This is a genomic window from Arthrobacter sp. DualSoilB13 (genome assembly GCF_055389195.1).
In genome coordinates, this window is the sequence record NZ_AP035865.1 from 2,516,014 (window position 1) to 2,533,506 (window position 17,493).

At 61.7% G+C, this 17,493-nt stretch carries 18 protein-coding genes; 3 read left to right on the forward strand and 15 right to left on the reverse strand.

Translation table 11 applies throughout. From position 1 onward, the window contains the following. Positions 1–15: 15 nt before the first annotated feature. From mutM to coaD, 5 genes are all read right to left on the reverse strand, one after another. Complete coding sequence (gene mutM, locus ACZ5J0_RS11545; protein ID WP_464093169.1) at positions 16–987, reverse strand: bifunctional DNA-formamidopyrimidine glycosylase/DNA-(apurinic or apyrimidinic site) lyase; 972 nt, start codon at positions 985–987, stop codon at positions 16–18. 6 nt (positions 988–993) lie between these two features. After that, on the reverse strand, positions 994–1,704 hold the full coding sequence (gene rnc, locus ACZ5J0_RS11550; protein WP_142938754.1) for a ribonuclease III: 711 nt from the start codon (positions 1,702–1,704) through the stop codon (positions 994–996). Between the two features lie 23 nt (positions 1,705–1,727). Further along, the gene (gene rpmF, locus ACZ5J0_RS11555; protein WP_011775139.1) at positions 1,728–1,931 is read right to left on the reverse strand and encodes a 50S ribosomal protein L32; all 204 of its coding nucleotides are present in this window, start codon (positions 1,929–1,931) and stop codon (positions 1,728–1,730) included. A 33-nt stretch (positions 1,932–1,964) separates the two neighbouring features. Further along, a complete protein-coding gene (locus ACZ5J0_RS11560) occupies positions 1,965–2,492 on the reverse strand; it encodes a YceD family protein (protein ID WP_142938753.1) in 528 nt (175 codons plus the stop codon). Between the two features lie 165 nt (positions 2,493–2,657). Then, a complete protein-coding gene (gene coaD, locus ACZ5J0_RS11565) occupies positions 2,658–3,158 on the reverse strand; it encodes a pantetheine-phosphate adenylyltransferase (protein ID WP_142938752.1) in 501 nt (166 codons plus the stop codon). 35 nt (positions 3,159–3,193) lie between these two features. Here coaD and ACZ5J0_RS11570 point away from each other — a divergent pair, with 35 nt between their 5' ends. Together ACZ5J0_RS11570 and ACZ5J0_RS11575 are read left to right on the forward strand one after the other, a co-directional pair. Further along, a complete protein-coding gene (locus ACZ5J0_RS11570) occupies positions 3,194–4,459 on the forward strand; it encodes an aminotransferase class I/II-fold pyridoxal phosphate-dependent enzyme (protein ID WP_464093170.1) in 1,266 nt (421 codons plus the stop codon). Continuing rightward, entirely contained in the window at positions 4,456–5,250 is a 795-nt protein-coding gene (locus ACZ5J0_RS11575; RefSeq protein ID WP_187697164.1) for a spermidine synthase, read from the forward strand. Before ACZ5J0_RS11570 ends, ACZ5J0_RS11575 begins: the two co-directional genes overlap by 4 nt. 12 nt (positions 5,251–5,262) lie before the next feature. On the opposite strand, the gene rsmD is transcribed toward ACZ5J0_RS11575, so the two are convergent. The 4 genes from rsmD to ACZ5J0_RS11595 are packed head-to-tail and all read right to left on the reverse strand — an operon-like array spanning position 5,263 to position 10,214. After that, entirely contained in the window at positions 5,263–5,829 is a 567-nt protein-coding gene (gene rsmD, locus ACZ5J0_RS11580; RefSeq protein WP_464093171.1) for a 16S rRNA (guanine(966)-N(2))-methyltransferase RsmD, read from the reverse strand. A gap of 33 nt (positions 5,830–5,862) precedes the next feature. Continuing rightward, positions 5,863–8,118 (reverse strand): ATP-dependent DNA helicase RecG, encoded by a 2,256-nt coding sequence (locus ACZ5J0_RS11585; protein WP_142938748.1) that lies wholly within the window; start codon positions 8,116–8,118, stop codon positions 5,863–5,865. Beyond that, complete coding sequence (locus ACZ5J0_RS11590) at positions 8,108–9,178, reverse strand: DAK2 domain-containing protein (protein WP_250819778.1); 1,071 nt, start codon at positions 9,176–9,178, stop codon at positions 8,108–8,110. Before ACZ5J0_RS11590 ends, ACZ5J0_RS11585 begins: the two co-directional genes overlap by 11 nt. A gap of 22 nt (positions 9,179–9,200) precedes the next feature. Then, the gene (locus ACZ5J0_RS11595; protein ID WP_464093172.1) at positions 9,201–10,214 is read right to left on the reverse strand and encodes a thiamine-phosphate kinase; all 1,014 of its coding nucleotides are present in this window, start codon (positions 10,212–10,214) and stop codon (positions 9,201–9,203) included. Positions 10,215–10,381: 167 nt separating this feature from the next. Here ACZ5J0_RS11595 and ACZ5J0_RS11600 point away from each other — a divergent pair, with 167 nt between their 5' ends. Beyond that, positions 10,382–10,891: a DUF3515 family protein gene (locus ACZ5J0_RS11600; RefSeq protein ID WP_142938745.1), complete on the forward strand. Its 510-nt coding sequence runs from the start codon at positions 10,382–10,384 to the stop codon at positions 10,889–10,891. 13 nt (positions 10,892–10,904) lie between these two features. Here ACZ5J0_RS11600 and ACZ5J0_RS11605 read toward each other — a convergent pair whose 3' ends face one another. From ACZ5J0_RS11605 to leuC, 6 genes are all read right to left on the reverse strand, one after another. Beyond that, on the reverse strand, positions 10,905–12,041 hold the full coding sequence (locus tag ACZ5J0_RS11605) for a D-alanine--D-alanine ligase family protein (RefSeq protein WP_464093173.1): 1,137 nt from the start codon (positions 12,039–12,041) through the stop codon (positions 10,905–10,907). Then, positions 12,041–13,093: an NAD(P)H-dependent glycerol-3-phosphate dehydrogenase gene (locus ACZ5J0_RS11610; RefSeq protein ID WP_166840295.1), complete on the reverse strand. Its 1,053-nt coding sequence runs from the start codon at positions 13,091–13,093 to the stop codon at positions 12,041–12,043. Before ACZ5J0_RS11610 ends, ACZ5J0_RS11605 begins: the two co-directional genes overlap by 1 nt. Then, positions 13,090–13,863, reverse strand: a complete 774-nt coding sequence (locus ACZ5J0_RS11615) for a lysophospholipid acyltransferase family protein (protein ID WP_142938742.1) — start codon at positions 13,861–13,863, stop codon at positions 13,090–13,092. Before ACZ5J0_RS11615 ends, ACZ5J0_RS11610 begins: the two co-directional genes overlap by 4 nt. Before the next feature lie 11 nt (positions 13,864–13,874). Continuing rightward, a complete protein-coding gene (gene murA, locus ACZ5J0_RS11620) occupies positions 13,875–15,200 on the reverse strand; it encodes a UDP-N-acetylglucosamine 1-carboxyvinyltransferase (RefSeq protein ID WP_091468167.1) in 1,326 nt (441 codons plus the stop codon). A 207-nt stretch (positions 15,201–15,407) separates the two neighbouring features. Further along, complete coding sequence (leuD, locus tag ACZ5J0_RS11625) at positions 15,408–16,016, reverse strand: 3-isopropylmalate dehydratase small subunit (RefSeq protein WP_142938741.1); 609 nt, start codon at positions 16,014–16,016, stop codon at positions 15,408–15,410. 9 nt (positions 16,017–16,025) lie between these two features. Beyond that, complete coding sequence (leuC, locus tag ACZ5J0_RS11630) at positions 16,026–17,477, reverse strand: 3-isopropylmalate dehydratase large subunit (RefSeq protein ID WP_142938908.1); 1,452 nt, start codon at positions 17,475–17,477, stop codon at positions 16,026–16,028. Positions 17,478–17,493 lie beyond the last annotated feature (16 nt).

A 17,493-nucleotide genomic window follows, 5' to 3' on the forward strand; every position in this document is an offset into this window, starting at 1 on the left:
GGAACAGTTTTGGCCCTACCAACGTCCATTTCGCGGCCGCGGCTGGCACACCGGGCAGGTGTAGGAGGAACGGTTCATGAACTGTTCCCGCTTCATGATGCTCCGTAAGCCTTTTGCCTCGCAGCGGCTGCACAGTTCACCAGCACGTCCGTAGGCATTGAGGGAACGGGCAAAGTAGCCTGAGTCGCCGTTGACGTTGACGTAGAGAGAGTCGAAGCTTGTTCCTCCTGCGTCAAGGGCGGCGTTCATGACGTCCTTCACAGCTTCAATCAGCCGTTCCGCGTCCGCCCTGCGAAGTGTGTCCGTTGCCCTGGCGTAATGGAGGCGGGCACGCCATAAGGCTTCGTCCGCATAAATATTGCCGATGCCGGAAATCACCGATTGGTCCAACAGCGCGCGCTTCAGGCCAGTCTTACGGCCTCTAACCTTTCGGTAGAAGGCATCGAAGGAGAAGAAGGGGTCCAACGGGTCCCTGGCGATGTGGGACGCTTCCTCGGCGATCTCGGGCAGCGGCGTTTCGCCCAGGCCACCGGGACCGCGGTCGAGCGTTGGCACCAAGGACGTCACAAAGAGGCCGCCGAAAATGCGCTGGTCAACGAACCGCAGTTGTTCAGGCATGCCGTCAGCGCTGCTTAACCTGATTCGGACTTTGAGGTGCTTTTCGTCCGCAACGTCCGGGTCCTGCATGAGGAGTTGGCCGCTCATTCCCAGATGGGCCATGAGCGCTACCTTGGGGAGGTCTTCCGGGTTGATTTCAGTGCTGGGATCCGGCGAGTCCGACATGGCAAGTGGCATCCAGAGGAACTTCCCACGGCGCACAACGTCCAGAACGGTGGCGTGTTCAAGATTACCGATGAAGTCTTCGGTACCAAGGGTGTGCCGGCGGATGGAGCGTGCATCCAGCACGTCAACACCGGTGATGGTACGTCCACGCACCCAACGGGCCAAGCCGCGTCGGACTACCTCTACTTCGGGAAGTTCAGGCATGTGGGTTTATGACGTAGCGGGACCGGCGGAGGTGGGGTCCAAAGCAGTCAGAGCACGCCAGGCATCAGCGGCTGCCTCCTGCTCTGCTTCCTTTTTGGAATGGCCCGATCCCCGGCCGTAGGGCGTACCGCCAATATTAAGCACTGCCTCGAAGGTCCGGGCGTGATCCGGCCCCGAGCCTTCCACGGCATAGTGGATGGCGCCCAATTGCCTGCTCGCCGTAAGCTCCTGGATGCTCGTCTTCCAGTCGGTTCCTGCGCCAAGCGCACCGGCGTCCTTGAGGAGCGGGCCCACCAGGCGCATGACCAATTGCCGTGCGGTCTCGATGTCGTTCGAGAGGTACGTGGCACCGATCAGGGCCTCCATGGTGTCAGCCAGGATGGAGGCCTTGTTCTTGCCGTCGGTCAGCTTTTCGCCCTGCCCGAGGTAGATGAACTCGCCGACGCCGATCTCCCGGCCAATACCGGCCAACGCCCGGGTACTGACGACGGCGGAACGCCGCTTGGCGAGCTCACCTTCAGGCAGTGAGGGGTTCTCACGATAAAGAGAATCGGTGACCGAGAATCCCAGGATGGAGTCGCCAAGGAACTCAAGGCGCTCGTTGGTGGGAATCCCGCCGTTCTCATACGCATATGAGCGATGTGTCAGAGCAAGACGAAGCGTCTCGGTGTCAATCGAGACACCGAGACGCTTCAGAAGCTCTTCAGTTGAAGACATCCTTAGTCAGCCTGTACGGCAGATTAGGCGTCTGCGACCTTGCGGCCCTTGTATTCAAGGAACAGCGCGGTGCCGGCAGAGTCAGTAACGACCTTTGCCTGGTGCGGCAGGCTGTAAGTAACCTGACCGTTTTCGATGGTCTTGACCAAGTTGGGGGCAGTTGCCTTCCACTGGGCACGGCGGGCGCGTGTATTTGCGCGAGACATTTTCCGCTTGGGAACAGCCACGGCTATCTCATTTCTCTCTTAGACGAACACTTACTAATCGGTTTGCCGGTCAGTCTTAGCCAGATCAGCTAGGGCAGCCCAGCGAGGGTCAATGACCTCGTGGTGGTGCCCCGGCTCGTCTTCCAGGCGCGCTCCGCATTCGGAACACAGGCCCTGGCAGTCTTCCCGGCACACCGGCTGGAACGGCAGCATTGTGACTACTGCGTCCCGCAACACCGGCTCAAGATCGATCAGATCGTACTCGACTCGACGTTGCTCTTCATCGTCTTCCTCTTCTGAAAGCTCAGCACCTTCATAGAAGAAAAGTTCTTGCACATTGACCTCAAGGTCATACGCAAGGGGATCCAGGCATCGACCGCATTCGCCGGTTACTTCGACGACTACGGTTCCGGATACCAGAATTCCTTCGTGTACGGCCTCGAGACGAAGATCCAGCTCGACATCCGAGCCTTCCTTTACGCCAATGAGCGCCACACCAAGGTCACTCGGCGCAGGTACATGCTCGTTGAGTGTCCGCATGGTCCCTGGACTACGTCCAAGGTCCTTGACTACCAGCGCCAAGGGCGAACTTGCATCTCGCTTAATGAGAACTCCTGTAGAACATATGACCGACGTACCATCTTAGCCTGATCACGCTTGAGGACTCAAACCGGCCCCGGGCACAGGTAAATGCGCAAGGTTTCAGCTTGGGGAACTCCGCGCTAAGGCGCAAGGTACCCGTCAAGCCTACCCCTTACGAGACTGTTCCGCTGGCGGCTCGCCTGCCAGAAGCCTTTTCAGGACAGATTTAGGGACGAAATCGGAGATGTCACCGCCAAGCACATTGATTTCCTTGATCAAAGTGGAGGAAAGGTGCAGGTAATGCGCTTCAGCAGGCAGGAAGACCGTTTCGACGCCAGTCAGCTGGCGGTTCATGGTGGCCATGGGAAGCTCGTAATCGAAATCCGAGGATGACCGCAGACCCTTGACGATGGCTGAAACACCCCGGTGACGGCAGTACTCAGCCAAGAGCCCTTCGCCCATGGGCTCAACGATGATGCCCCGCAACGAAGCCAGCGTTTCACGGGCCATCTCCATGCGGTCCTCAAGACTAAACCTGTACTTCTTGGCGTAATTCGTTGACACGGCCACGATGACTTCGTCAAACAGGCCGGCGGCCCGGGCAATGACTTCGAGATGTCCGTTGTGGATGGGGTCAAAGGATCCAGGGCATACCGCGCGTCTCATGAGACGAACCTACCCCATGACTTTGCCGGGATACCATGGCTGACATGGCATCCGCAGGCAGTAGCCCCTCCCTAGATATGAGCGCCGGCACCCCCGGAGGCACCCGACCGGCACCGTGGCAGCGGGCCGCCACAGGAGCCAACCTGCTCGCCCCGGGAGGACATCTGGGAGTGACAATCTTCGAGGAAATGACCACCTTGGCACTGTCCACCGGCGCCATCAACCTCGGCCAGGGCTTTCCCGACGAAGACGGCCCGGCGGAGATCAAGGCCGCGGCGAGGTCAGCGATCGCAACCGGCGTCAACCAGTACGCGCCCGGCAAAGGCGTTCCCGCCCTCAGGGAAGCCATCACCTCACACCAGCAACGCTTCTACGGGTTGGAGCCGGATCCGGACACTGAAGTCCTGGTCACAACGGGCGCAACGGAAGCCATCGCAGCTACCCTGCTGGCTTTCATCCAGCCTGGCGACGAAGTCCTGACCTTCGAACCCTTCTACGACTCTTACGGGGCCATCATTGGCATGGCCGGAGGCCGGCACGTCACAGCCCCCTTGCTCGCCCCGGATTTTCTTCCCGACCTCAACGTCTTGGAAGAATCCTTCAGCAGCCGCACAAGAATCGTCCTTCTGAACAATCCGCACAACCCCACAGGTGCCGTCTTCCCGGAGCCCGTCCTAGCCAGGATCGTGGAATTGGCCGAAAAGTACGATGCCATGATCGTCAGCGACGAAGTGTACGAGCACCTCACCTTCGGCGTGGCGCACCTGCCCATCACATCACTGCCCGGCGCCGCAGAACGCACCATCACCATTTCTTCTGCCGGTAAGACCTTCTCCTTCACCGGCTGGAAAATTGGCTGGCTCACCGGACCGGAGCCACTGGTGGCCGCCGTTCGCACCGTCAAGCAATTCCTGACCTATAGCTCGGGCACACCCTTCCAGGGCGCCATCGCCGTGGGCCTCGCCCTTCCCGACGAGTTCTATACAGGCATCGCTGCCACCCTCCGCGAAAAACGCGACATCCTCGCCGAGGGCCTGCGCGCTGCCGGATTCGGTGTGTACAACCCGAGCGGCACGTACTTCATCAACGTCGATACAGCACCCCTGGGCATCCACGACTCGGTCGACCTCGCAAGGCGCTTGCCCGGGCTCATTGGAGTGGCAGCCATTCCGGTTCCGGTGTTTTGCCACCCGGCAGGAGCCGAACGCACGCGCAGCCTGCTGAGATTCGCCTTCTGCAAGAAGACCGATGTCCTCCAGCAAGCCGCCGAACGGCTCGCCACCTTGAAGGACAGGCTCTGAACGCCGCAGGCTCCGGCCAGCACCAGGCCACGCGCTTCCTCCGAACCACAGGACAGCACGCCACGATCGAGGCCGACACACTGGTTGCGGGCGGGTTCATCCTGAGCATCGGCGGCGCCGAGCAATCACATGTGAACCTGGCCGATCCCTCAGAGATCTTCTACGAATACCTGCGCAGGATCGGGCATGTGGTGGACCTGGCGGCCGAGCCCGGACAACCCATCAACGCCCTCCATCTTGGTGCCGGTGCCCTTACCTTGGCGCGCTATATCCAAGCCACCCGCCCCGGCTCGGAACAGTACGCCGTGGAGCTTGAGCGCGAACTTCTGGACTTCGTGCTTCAGAAGCTGCCCATGCCTGACGGCACCATCCTCACCACGCACATCGGCGATGCCCGAGACTCCCTAGGTGAGCTTCCCGCCCAAGTGGGGTTCGACGTCGTGATTCTCGATATTTTCTCCGGACCGGAAGCCCCTGCCCACATCGCCTGCAGGGAATTCTACGAAGAAGCAGCGGCGCGGCTGCGGCCCGACGGCGTGTTGATCGTCAACGTGGGCGACGAACCTGCGCTGACTCTGGTACGCAGCCAAGTGAGCGCACTGCGCCAAGCCATGGCTGATGTTGCAGCCTTCGCTGAAACAGGAATGTTTGCCGGCCGCTACCCCGGCAACATCATCCTGGTGGGCACCCGCAAGCAGTGGTCTCCGGAATGGACAGCGCAGCTACTGGCCCGCGGCCCCCACCCCGCCACCGTCCTCACGGGCGTGGAGCTGGACAAGATTACTGCCTAGCGCCCGCGAGCGTTAGGCAGGCTCAGCGAACCACAGTTTGGTCTCCCCGTACTTCTTGTCGGCAAAACACTCCAAACCCTGGGGCCAGAGCGGTTCCGGGCTCCGCGAACTCCGTTCCACCACTACAACGGCACCGTCTTCCATATGCGGCGCCAGTTTCTCCAGCACAGCACTCAGCGCCGCCTCATCCAAAGGGTACGGCGGGTCAAGAAAGACCAGATCCCACCCGTCTGCATCGCTTGCCCGCTCCAGGAATGACTCCACCTTGGATCGGTGCACTGAGACCGCCCTGCTGCGCAGCAGCTGGTTCACCAAGTCCGCATTACGCTGGCAGACATCGCTGGCCTTGGCATCGAACTCCACCAGATCCACGCTCCGGGCGCCTCGGCTGGCACTTTCAATACCCAAGGCTCCAGAACCGGCATAAAGGTCCAGAACCCGGGCGTCGTCAATGACGGCCAAGGATTCCAGACGGGAAAACAAAGCCTCCTTGACCCTGTCCGTGGTTGGTCGCGTGGCAGTCCCAGGGACGCTGGTCAGCGGGTTTCCACCCCCAACGCCGGCAATAATGCGGCTCACCGGGATTCTCCGCGTGCGAGCATCCAGGAATCTCTAACCGCGCTCAAGGAACGCCTCCTTCTCAGGGTTCAAATATTCGTCAATAGCGGCGGCCAACGCCGGCTGATGGTCCAAGGACACGTCTTCCGATACGAGGCGTTGGGCGTCAGTACGTGCACGGGCAATGATGTCTTCGTGCTCAAGTACGCGGAGCAACTTCAGCGTGGACCGTCCGCCCGATTGCGAAGCACCGAGGATGTCCCCTTCCCTGCGGAGTTTCAAGTCCTCCTGGGACAGCTCAAAACCGTCAGTTGTTGAAGCAACGGCATCGAGCCGCCGACGACTCGGATGCCCGGGTTCCAAAGTAGTCACCAACAGGCAAGTGCCCGGCAGTCCCCCGCGGCCCACCCTGCCACGCAGCTGGTGGAGCTGCGAGATACCGAAACGGTCGGCATCGAGGATCACCATGAGCGTGGCATTGTGGACGTCCACGCCCACCTCAATGACGGTGGTGGACACCAGTACTTTGGTGTTGTTGGATGCGAAGGACGCCATGGTCTCGGACTTCACCTGGGGATCCTGCCTCCCATGAAGCGGGGCAACGGGGACGCCGGCCAGCGCCGGCTCCTGCAGGAGGGCGTCGACGACGGCGGTCACCGATGCCAGTTCCCGCGCCGGGCCTTCGTCCGCGAGCTCGGCATCGCTTGGTTCCGCTTCGCCCGGACTGAAGTCGCCGTCGTCGTCCGAACCGATCTTGGGACACACCACGTAGACCTGGTGACCGGAGTCCACTTCTTCGCGTGAACGCTTCCAGATGCGGTCCACCCAGCCTGGATTTTCAGCGAGTCCCACCACGTGCGTGGAAATAGGTGCGCGCCCGGCGGGAAGCTCATCAAGAATGGACGTCTCAAGGTCGCCAAACACTGTCATGGCAACCGTACGAGGAATCGGAGTGGCCGTCATGACCAGCAAATGTGGAGGCCGCTGAGCCTTTGCGCGGAGGGCATCACGCTGCTCCACGCCAAAGCGGTGCTGCTCATCCACCACGATTAGTCCGAGGTCCTGGAAGCTGGTTTTGTCGCTCAGCAGGGCATGGGTGCCAATGACGATTCCCGCATTCCCGGAGGCCGCATCCAACATAGCCTGCTTGCGTGCAGCCGTGGGCATGGAACCGGTCAGGAGCGTTACTTGCACCGCTTCCTGAGCCGCGTCACCGCCAAGCATGCCCGCACCGCCAAAGATCTGATCGCGGGCCAGCACCCCTAGAGTCTTTCGGATGGAGTGGAAATGTTGGGCCGCCAACACCTCAGTGGGAGCCAGCAGGGCAGCTTGGCCGCCTGCGTCAACCACCTGCAGCATGGCCCGTAGGGCGACGATCGTCTTGCCCGAGCCCACTTCACCCTGCAGCAGCCTGTTCATGGGAGTATCTCGCCCGAGCTCTTCAGCCAATGTCTTTCCGACGGCGGCCTGGCCGGAGGTCAGCGTAAAAGGGAGGTTTTGATCGAACTTGCTGAGCAAACCGCCCGCGCGCGGCCGGCGCGCAGTGGCTTCCTCAGCGGCAAGCTGCGCGCGCCGGCGTGCCAGCGCCGTTTGCAGCACAAGGGCTTCCTGAAATCGAAAGCGTTCTTGGGCCCGTTGCCAGTCCTTGGCAATTTCGGGTGAATGGATCAGACGGTATGCCTCAGCCACGCTGAGCAATGCGTCCCTTCGGACGATGCTTTGCGGCAAGGGATCCTGCAGGGAATCCAGGTCCATGGTCTGGAGCAACGCTGTTATCACTTTGTGAATGGACCAGCTGGTCAGCTTAGCCGTTGCAGGATAGACGGGAATGGGCATGGCCGCGAGCTTTTCGGGGTCTACGGCGCCCTCGGCTTCAGGATCCTCATCCAGCAGAAGGAAGTCCGGGTTGGTCAGGCCAAGAGCCCCACCATACCGGGACACCTTGCCCGAGAACATGGCCCGCCGCCCAGCCAGAAGTTCTGCCTTCGCCCGGAATCCGTTGAAAAAGCTGACCTTCAAGGTACCTGGAACGCCGCCGCCACCCGCCTCATCAGTGACCACCACATCGGTGATGGAACCACGCCGGGCCCGCATCTGGCGCGTGCTGTTGGACAGCACGCGGGCAATCAACGTGACCTCCTCATCCAGGGGGAGCTTACTGATGGGCGTCAGCTCACCGCGGCTCAAGTACCTGCGCGGGAAGTAGTTCAGCAAAGCCCCGGTGGTCTTAAGGCCCAGGTGTTTGTCGATGACAGCCGCAGAGCGCTTTCCAATCCGGCGTTCGAGGGGCAGTTCCAGTTCAGAATTCATGCCGTGACTGGCCTGGGACGTTGACGGCTTCGATACCGCTGCCATTGGCACCACCGGAGCTTTCCTGAGAGGCCGGCTCGTTGTCGCGGGGTATCGCCAACTGGCTTACCGCGATATCCGTCGGTTCTCCCAATGAGCGGATAAGGGCGACAGCCGGCTCCGGATCGGGAACATGGACGTGAACGCGCCAACGATAGCTGACTTCGACGCCGGTTTCGTCGTCGTCATCATCGCTGCTTTGGGCACCGCCAACCTGGCTCATGATCACGGATTCGCCCATCTCGTCCAAACGTTGGCGGAGAATGGCCGCATTCAAGGGCGAAAGGTTGATGGTGCACATGACTTCCACACCGTCATCGGCAGGCATGTGCTCATGGATGTGAGGGTCCTGCATTTTGTATCCGTGGAGGCCGTCCAGAAGTTCATCCTGAAGTTCCTCCCCCAAAACGGCAGCACGAAGGCAATCGAGCACCAGCAGCATGCCCACGCCCCCTGCATCCACAACGCGCGCTTCATGCAGCTGTGCGAGCTCGTCCTCGGTCCGGACAACAGCCTGGTAGGCGGCCTCCACCACGGCGTCAAGTGAAAGCCCCAAGGCATGGTTGCTGTCATCGCCGCTCTGGGAGGCGTCCACTGCTTGGGCAGCATGGGCGGCCGCCTCCAGGACGGAGAGCATAGTGCCGGCAACCGGCTCACTGAGCGCGGACCAGGCCCTGATCTGCGCCCTGTTCAATGCGGTGGCAAGCAGTGGTGCACTGAGGCGCGATTTACCAACCAGAGGCTCTGCGGCGGCGCACAGGAAAACGGCAAAGAGCGTGCCCGAGTTACCCCGTGCTTGTTCCATGGCTGCCTGCCCGGCACGCGACAGCAAGGCGCCGACGTCGTTGCCGGTTTCCGCGGCATCAGTTGCCGTGCCACCCAAGGCAGTGACGGCTGCCCGGACGGTGAGATAGAGGTTGGTTCCGGTATCGCCATCGGCAACAGGAAAAATGTTAATCGCGTTGAGACGGTCGCTGTGATTGCCGAGGACCACCTCCGCCTTGCCGAGCCAACGTTTCATGGCGTGCGCATTCGCGGCGATCTTAGTCTGCAAAGTGATCCCATCCAACGGTGTCAGCAGTTTGCCCGGAAATCCGGACGCCACTGCCTGGCGGCTCGACAACGGCTTGAACCGAGCCTATCGCAGTGAAGCCCTTCGGCAGCTGTATATCTGCCGGGAAAGTGGCAAGCAAACCATGGTCTTCTCCCCCGCCCAGTACCCATCGCATAGCGTCATCGCCAAGCAAGGCAGCTGCCGGTTCCAACGTGGCTGCATAAGTCTCCAAGGCCGCAGAATCGAAATTCAGGATCACGCGGCTTGCTGCGGCCAGGCGGCTGCCGTCGCGCATCAGGCCATCGGAGATGTCCAACATGGCGGTGGCACCCGCGCGCGCAGCCAGAGGCCCGGCGAGCAGTGGTGGCAGCGGCCTGCATTGGTTGTCCACCAGGATCCGCAAGTCAGCGGACAAGCTGTCTAAGGAAATCTCGCTTTCCAACAGCGCCCACCCGGCAGCTGCCCTTCCCAGCGTTCCCGAAACAGCCACTATGTCCCCGGGTTCGGCGCCGGACCTCAGCACCGGCGCGAGGCCGGCGAGCGTGCCGACGACGGCGACAGTCACTGCAAGCTCCCGGCCACGGCCCAGGTCCCCGCCAGCCACGGAGCAGTCCGGTGCTCCCAGGCCACTAATCGCCGCCGTAAGGCCATCGGCAAACGCTTCAACCCATTCGACGGGCGTGTCCGGTGGCAGGGTAAGGCTCACCACCATACTGGTGGCACTGCCACCCATGGCGTTGATGTCGCTGAGGTTTTGCGCCGCGGCCTTCCAGCCGACGTCGTATCCGGTGGTCCGATAGCCGTTGCGCCACTCAAGCCTGAAGTCCTGGTCCTGGGTCTGGGTGTCGATGGAGATGAGGGTACGGCCGTCCGGTGCTGCGATCAGGGCAGCGTCGTCGCCGGGTCCCAGGAGAACGCCGGGACTATGGTGCAGTCGCGGGAAGATCCGGGCAAGGAGCGCGGACTCCGTTAGGTCCTGGACGGTCAACTGATCTACTGGCACTGCACTCGATTCTTCTCTCGACACGGATCTCCACCCTTTTCCAGGTACTGCATAACGCTATCGCGCTCCACCGACAGGATAATGCGGCACTCCCTCTGGCGTTCCAGCAGGAATGTGACCCCGGCAACGCGTATCTCCAGCACCCGCGTGCGGGATAGGCTGGATGGATGCACCGTAAGACCCTCCGCCGGACAGCTCTGGCCATCGCCCTGGCTTCCGCATCCGTCACCGCTTTGTCGGCCTGCTCCCCGGCCGTGGACGTCACGGCCGCCGCGGACGCGGCCAATCCTGCCTGCGCACCCATGATGGTGGCCCTGCCAGACCAAATCGGTGATGCGGCCCTTCGCAAAACCAACAGCCAGGCCACAGCCGCATGGGGAGATCCTTCTCAGGTTATTCTCCGCTGCGGCGTAAACGTTCCAGGTCCCACCACAGACCGTTGCGTGAGCGTCAATGACATCGACTGGGTCATCAAGGAAGGCGATCCCGTCTATACCCTGACCACCTTCGGGCGCGAACCCGCCACGGAAATCCTGATTGATCCGGTCAAATTGGAGGCAGCGAACATCAGTTCGGCTACCGTGCTCACCGAACTGGCAGCAGCTGTTGGCAAGATCAAGGCAACCGGAAAGTGCGTTGGCCAGGAAGACCTTCAGAACCTGCCGTCAGCGCAGTAGTCAATCAACCAGGTCAGCGCAGGCCCGTTTTGCGGGTCAGCGCCAGATGGATCAATTCGTCAATCAGATCCCCGTAGGCAAGGCCGGATGCGGCCCACATTTGCGGGTACATGCTCTTAGGCGTGAAGCCAGGCATCGTGTTGATCTCGTTGATGATGAGCTCGCCGGCCGGGGTGTAGAAGAAGTCCACACGGCTAAGGCCTTCTGCCCCGACGGCGTCGAAAGCGACGGCGGCAAGTTCGCGCACACGCGCGATTGCCTCATCCGGCATATCGGCAGGGCAGCTCAGGGCTGCGGCCCCGTCCTCCACGTATTTGGCGGCAAAGTCATAGAACTGATGCTCTCCTTCTGCCACGGCAATTTCACCGGGCATGGAAGTACGGGGAGCATCGGTGCCACGGCCTTGAAGGACCGCGCATTCGATCTCACGGCCCACGATGCCGGCTTCAATGACAAGCTTCAGGTCGTTGCGTCGCGCTTCCTCTATGGCAGCGTCCAGCCCATCCATCGAGTCCACTTTGGAAATACCCATGGACGAACCCGCGCGGGCAGGCTTGACGAACACGGGGAACCCAAGCTTGTCCACCCGCTTACGAACTGCCTCGGCGTCAGTGCTCCATTCGCGGTCCGTGACAGCCACGTACGGGCCCACGCTTAGTCCGGCGGATTCAAACACCACCTTCATGAAGTGCTTGTCCATTCCCACAGCCGAGGCCAGCACACCGGCTCCGACATAGCGGGTGTCCGAAAGCTCCAGGAGGCCTTGGACTGTACCGTCTTCTCCCCACGGCCCATGCAGCAGGGGAAAGACCACGTCCACGGCACCCAATTCCAAGGGAACGGCGTTGGGCTCGGTCACGATGAGCTGATGCTCACCACCCACCTCGGCCAAGGTGACGGTTTTACCCGACGGCGACACCTCGGGAAGCGCTGCGGAGCTCAAGGACCAGTCGCTGGTGTCGCCCGAAGCGAGAACCCACTGACCGGATTTGGCGATGCCGATCGGTATGACCTCGTACTTGTTTTTGTCGATCGCGCCCATCACGCCAGCGGCAGTGACGCAGCTGACTGCGTGTTCGCTGGAGCGCCCCCCGAAGAGGATTGCTACACGGGGACGGCCCGTCACGGGGGTGGATTGGTCAGTCACCATCAGTAGTCGCCTTCGGACTTCAGTGCCCGGGCCAGCAGTCGCGGTCCCAGATCATCAACGGACATTCTGCCTTCCAGCACTGCCACGACGGCGGCCGTAATCGGCATTTCTACATTCAACTTGCCAGCGAGCTCATGTACAGCCGGGCCCGATTTGATGCCCTCGGCTGTTTGTGTCATTTGTTCGGCAACTTGCTCGAGGCTGAGGCCTTCTCCAAGCAACCTCCCGGCGGTGTGGTTGCGTGAGAGAGCTGACGAGCATGTGGCAACAAGATCCCCCAGCCCGGCAAGGCCGGCCATGGTGTGAGCTTCTCCGCCGAGGGCCAGCGCAAGCCGGGACGTCTCGGCGAGTCCTCGTGTGATCACCGACGCTTTGGTGTTGTCGCCCATCTGCTTGCCTTCGCAAATTCCAACGGCAAGGGCAATCACGTTCTTTACGATCCCGCCGATTTCCACGCCCACAACGTCAGTGCTGGTGTAGGGCCTGAAGTACGGTGCCGTGCAGCACAAGGCTATGGCAGCAGCGGTGTCCGCGTCGCTGCAAGCAACAACGGATGCTGTTGGTTGCTCCCTGGCGATCTCCATTGCCAGGTTAGGACCGGAGACCACTGCTACGCGGGACGCGGGAAGACCCAACTCCTGGGCGATGACTTCGCTCATCCGGGCGTCCGTGCCCAGCTCGAGGCCCTTCATCAAAGAGACAACCACGGCGTCGGGTGCAAGCAAGGGCTTCCATTCCCCGAGTTGTGGCCGCAGGGATTGGGCGGGCACGGCGAGGACCACCAAGGTGGCGTCCTTCAGCACCTCGGCCACATCCGTGGAGGCGGTGACTGAAGGCGGGAGCACTATGTCTTTGAGGTATTGCTCGTTGCGGTGCGAAGAGTTGATCTGCTCAACCACCTGGGAGCGGCGACCCCAGATCCGGATGCTGCGCTCGGATCCGGTTGCTGCAGCGGCATCGGCCAAGACCTTGGCAAACGTGGTTCCCCAGGACCCCGCACCCAAAACTGCCACGATATCCGGTGTATTGACGGTACCGTCCACAGTGGTCATTTGCCGTCATCCCCTTCGTGCTCGTCAAGGGAGCCCTCCTGGGTGAAGCGGCCGTGCTTGGACTGTTTGTGGACAGCCGGATCCCAGCGCTCAGCCGGCGCATCTTCTCCGCGAAGGGTTTCAAGAAGTTCCGTGATCGCATCCATGATGACCTCCGTGGCCGCCGTCAGCGTTGTACGGTCCATGGGCCGGTCGCTGAACGCACTGAGATCAACGGGCTTACCCACAAGCACGCGCACAGTTTTGCGAGGGAAGATGTGGAACCGCTTGGCGTACCGCGGAAAAACTTCCTGTGCACCCCAGTGCGCCATGGGTACCACGGGCGCGCCGGTCTGCAGGGCAAGCCTGGCGGCCCCGGTGTGGCCCTTCATCGGCCACAGATGGGGGTCGCGGGTCAGGGTGCCCTCGGGATAGATAATGATTGCGCCGCCGGCGTCCACTACCTCTTTGGCGACTTGAAGCGAGCGGTTCGCTCCCGCCGTCGAGCGTTCAACCGGAATTTGCCTGGTGGCGCGCAACAGGGCACCCAACACGGGAACCTTGAAGAGGCCCGTCTTCGCGAGGAAGTGCGGTGGCCGCTTCTGGTTGTACACCATATGCCCGATCACGATGGGGTCGATCTCGGTGCAGTGGTTTGGTACTGCGATGAAGCCGCCGGATGGCAGGTTCTCCATGCCTTCCCACTTCTTGGCCATCAGGAGATTCATCAGCGGACGCGCGAGACCGGCCAGCAGCATGAATGTTGCACGGCTCTTGGCCGATTCCTTCAAAGGAGCCCCCGCTACTTGGTGGTGGTGATATCGAAATCGGCGCCCAGGCCGGCCAACTTCTCGGTGAAGCGCTCATAGCCGCGATTGATGATGTCGATGCCCGTAACCCGTGAAGTTCCCGTAGCAGCAAGCGCTGCGATGAGGTGGCTGAAACCGCCCCGGAGATCAGGGATGTCAATATCGGTGCCCCTGAGTGGAGTGGGACCTGAAATGACTGCTGAGTGGAGGAAGTTCCGCTGTCCGAACCGGCAGGGAACACTGCCCAGGCACTCACGGTGTACCTGAATGTTCGCACCCATTCGCGCAAGGGCTTCGGTGAATCCGAACCGGTTCTCGTAGACCGTCTCGTGGACGATTGAGACGCCCTCGGCCTGCGTGAGGGCAACCACCAACGGCTGCTGCCAGTCCGTCATGAATCCGGGGTGGACGTCCGTCTCCAGGACGAGCGGGGAGAGTTTGCCGCCCTGATGGTAGAAGCGGATGCCGTCATCGCCAATGTCCATGCCACCGCCCACTTTGCGGTAGGTATTGAGGAAGGTCATCATGTCCCGCTGCGAAGCGCCCTCAACATAGATGTCGCCCCGGGTCACCAAAGCAGCCGAAGCCCAGGACGCGGACTCGTTGCGGTCCGGGAGTGCGCGGTGGTTGTATCCACGCAGGTCCTTGACGCCTTCGATCCGGATGGTCCGGTCCGTCTGGACGCTGATGATGGCGCCCATTTTCTGCAGGACAGCTATGAGATCGATGATCTCCGGTTCCGTGGCCGCGCCAATGAGTTCGGTGATGCCCTCCGCACGCGTTGCACTCAGCAGCACCTGCTCGGTGGCCCCAACCGAGGGGTATGGCAGGGAAATTTTGGCTCCGTGAAGGCCGTTCGGGGCAGAGATGTGGATGCCACCGGGGCGCTTTTCCACCACGGCACCGAACTGCCGCAAAACGTTCAGGTGGTAGTCGATGGGCCTGTCGCCGATCTTGCAGCCACCCAGATCCGGGATGAATGCCTCGCCGATCGCATGGATCAGGGGTCCGCACAGCAGGATAGGAATCCTTGAATCGCCCGCGTGTGCATCAATTGCTGTGCTGGAGGCCGTCTTCGCATCCTTGGGATCCAAGGTGAGGTCGCCCGAAACCGGATCCTTAACGACGGTCACGCCATGCAGCTGCAGCAGGCTGGTGACTACCTCTACGTCCTTGATTTCCGGCACATTCCTCAGCACCGATGGCTCGCTGCCCAGCAACGCCGCCACCATGGCCTTGGGCACCAGGTTCTTGGCACCGCGAACGGTCACTCGTCCGGTTAACGGGACGCCACCGCGGATTGTCAGAACACTACTCATCTATACCGGTTTCCTCACGACTACTCGCCCCCCAAACTTACAAAGGCTCCAGCTAAGCATAGAAGCTCGCTTTACCGATCCGAAATGGAACCGCCCAACGGCCCGCCGATCAGGCCCCTGAAGCACACCGACGAAAAAGGACCGGCCGGCCCTCCCAAAGGGGCCCGCCGGTCCGTTATCCGCAAGGTTGCGACCTCACAGCTGAGGCTACTGGGCTTGAACCTTCGCTGGCAGCGTCTTCGGCTTGAAAGACGGGCGCGTGGCCTCGTACGCCGTGATGTCTGCCTCATGCTGAAGGGTCAGGCCGATGTCGTCGAGGCCTTCCAGCAGGCGCCACCGGGTGTAGTCGTCAATCTCGAACGGCGCCACTACATTGCCGCACTCAACCGTTTTGGAGACCAGGTCCACCTTGACTTCGGTACCGGGGTGGTTTTCCAGGACCTTCCAGATCAACTCAATGTCGTCCTGGGCTACCTGCGCCGCCAGCAACCCCTGCTTTCCGGAGTTTCCGCGGAAGATGTCTGCGAAACGTGATGACAGAACAGCTTTGAAGCCGTAATCCTTCAACGCCCAGACGGCGTGTTCGCGGGATGACCCCGTACCGAAATCGGGGCCGGCCACCAGGACGGAGCCTGCGCTGAACGGGGCTTGGTTCAGGATGAAGGACTCGTCTTTCCGCCAAGCGGCGAACAGCGCGTCCTCAAACCCTGTCCGGGTGATGCGCTTAAGGTACACAGCGGGGATGATCTGGTCCGTGTCCACGTTGCTCTGGCGCAGGGGAACGCCGATGCCGGTGTGGGTAGTGAATGCTTCCATGGGATCCTCCTAGACTGCGGTTCCGGTCAGTGTGCCTGCGGCAGCGGACTCGAGGTCCGACGGCGAGCTCAGCGTGCCTCGGACCGCCGTGGCGGCGGCCACCACCGGCGAGACCAAGTGCGTGCGGCCGCCCTTACCTTGGCGTCCCTCGAAGTTGCGGTTGGATGTTGAGGCGCAACGCTCCCCCGGCTCCAACTGGTCCGGGTTCATGCCCAAGCACATGGAACAACCAGCAAAACGCCATTCAGCGCCAAAGTCCTTGAAGACCTTGTCCAGGCCCTCTGCTTCGGCTTCGAGCCGGACACGGGCTGATCCGGGAACCACCAGCATGCGAATGTTGGGGTCCTTTTCACGGCCACGGATGATGTCTGCAGCAGCGCGCAGGTCTTCAATCCGGGAATTGGTGCAGGAACCCAGGAAGACCGTATCCACACGGATGTCCTTCATGGGAGTGCCGGCCTCCAGGCCCATGTACTGCAGTGCGCGCTCAGCGGCTGCCTTGGCATTCTCATCACCGAAGTCTTCGGGCGAAGGCACCTTGGCGGACAGCGAGACGCCTTGGCCCGGGTTGGTTCCCCAGGTCACGAACGGCTCCAGGGTGTCAGCGTCGAGGTCAACTTCGACGTCGAAGGTCGCGTCGGCGTCCGTGTTCAACGTGTTCCAGTACTCGACGGCGGCATCCCAGTCGGCGCCTTCGGGGGCGTGGGGGCGGCCCTGCATGTAGTCGTAGGTGGTCTGGTCCGGAGCCACCATACCGGCGCGGGCGCCGGCTTCGATGGACATGTTGCAGATGGTCATGCGGGCGTCCATGGACAGCGCACGAATGGCGGAGCCACGGTATTCCAGGACGTATCCCTGACCGCCGCCGGTGCCGATCTTGGCGATGACGGCCAGGATGATGTCCTTGGCGGTGACGCCGGGGCGCAGGGTACCTTCAACGTTGATGGCCATGGTTTTGAACGGCTTCAAGGACAGGGTCTGGGTGGCCATGACGTGCTCCACCTCGGACGTGCCGATGCCCATGGCCAACGCCCCGAAGGCCCCGTGGGTTGAGGTGTGCGAGTCGCCGCAAACCACGGTCATACCCGGCTGAGTCAGGCCCAGCTGCGGACCCACTACGTGCACGATTCCCTGTTCCTTGTCACCGAGGGAGTGCAAGCGGACGCCGAATTCCTTGCAGTTTGCGCGGAGGGTTTCAATCTGGGTACGGCTGGTCAGGTCCGCAATTGGTTTGTCGATGTCCAGCGTGGGAGTGTTGTGGTCCTCGGTGGCAATCGTGAGGTCTACCCGGCGCAAAGGCCGGCCGGCCAGGCGCAGGCCTTCAAATGCCTGCGGGGACGTTACTTCATGGACAAGGTGCAGGTCGATGAAGAGAAGGTCGGGCTGGGCATTGGCTCCTTCGCCTTCACCTTTGCGCACTATGTGCGCGTCCCAGACCTTCTCGGCCAGTGTCTTTCCCACGGCCTTGCTCCCTTCA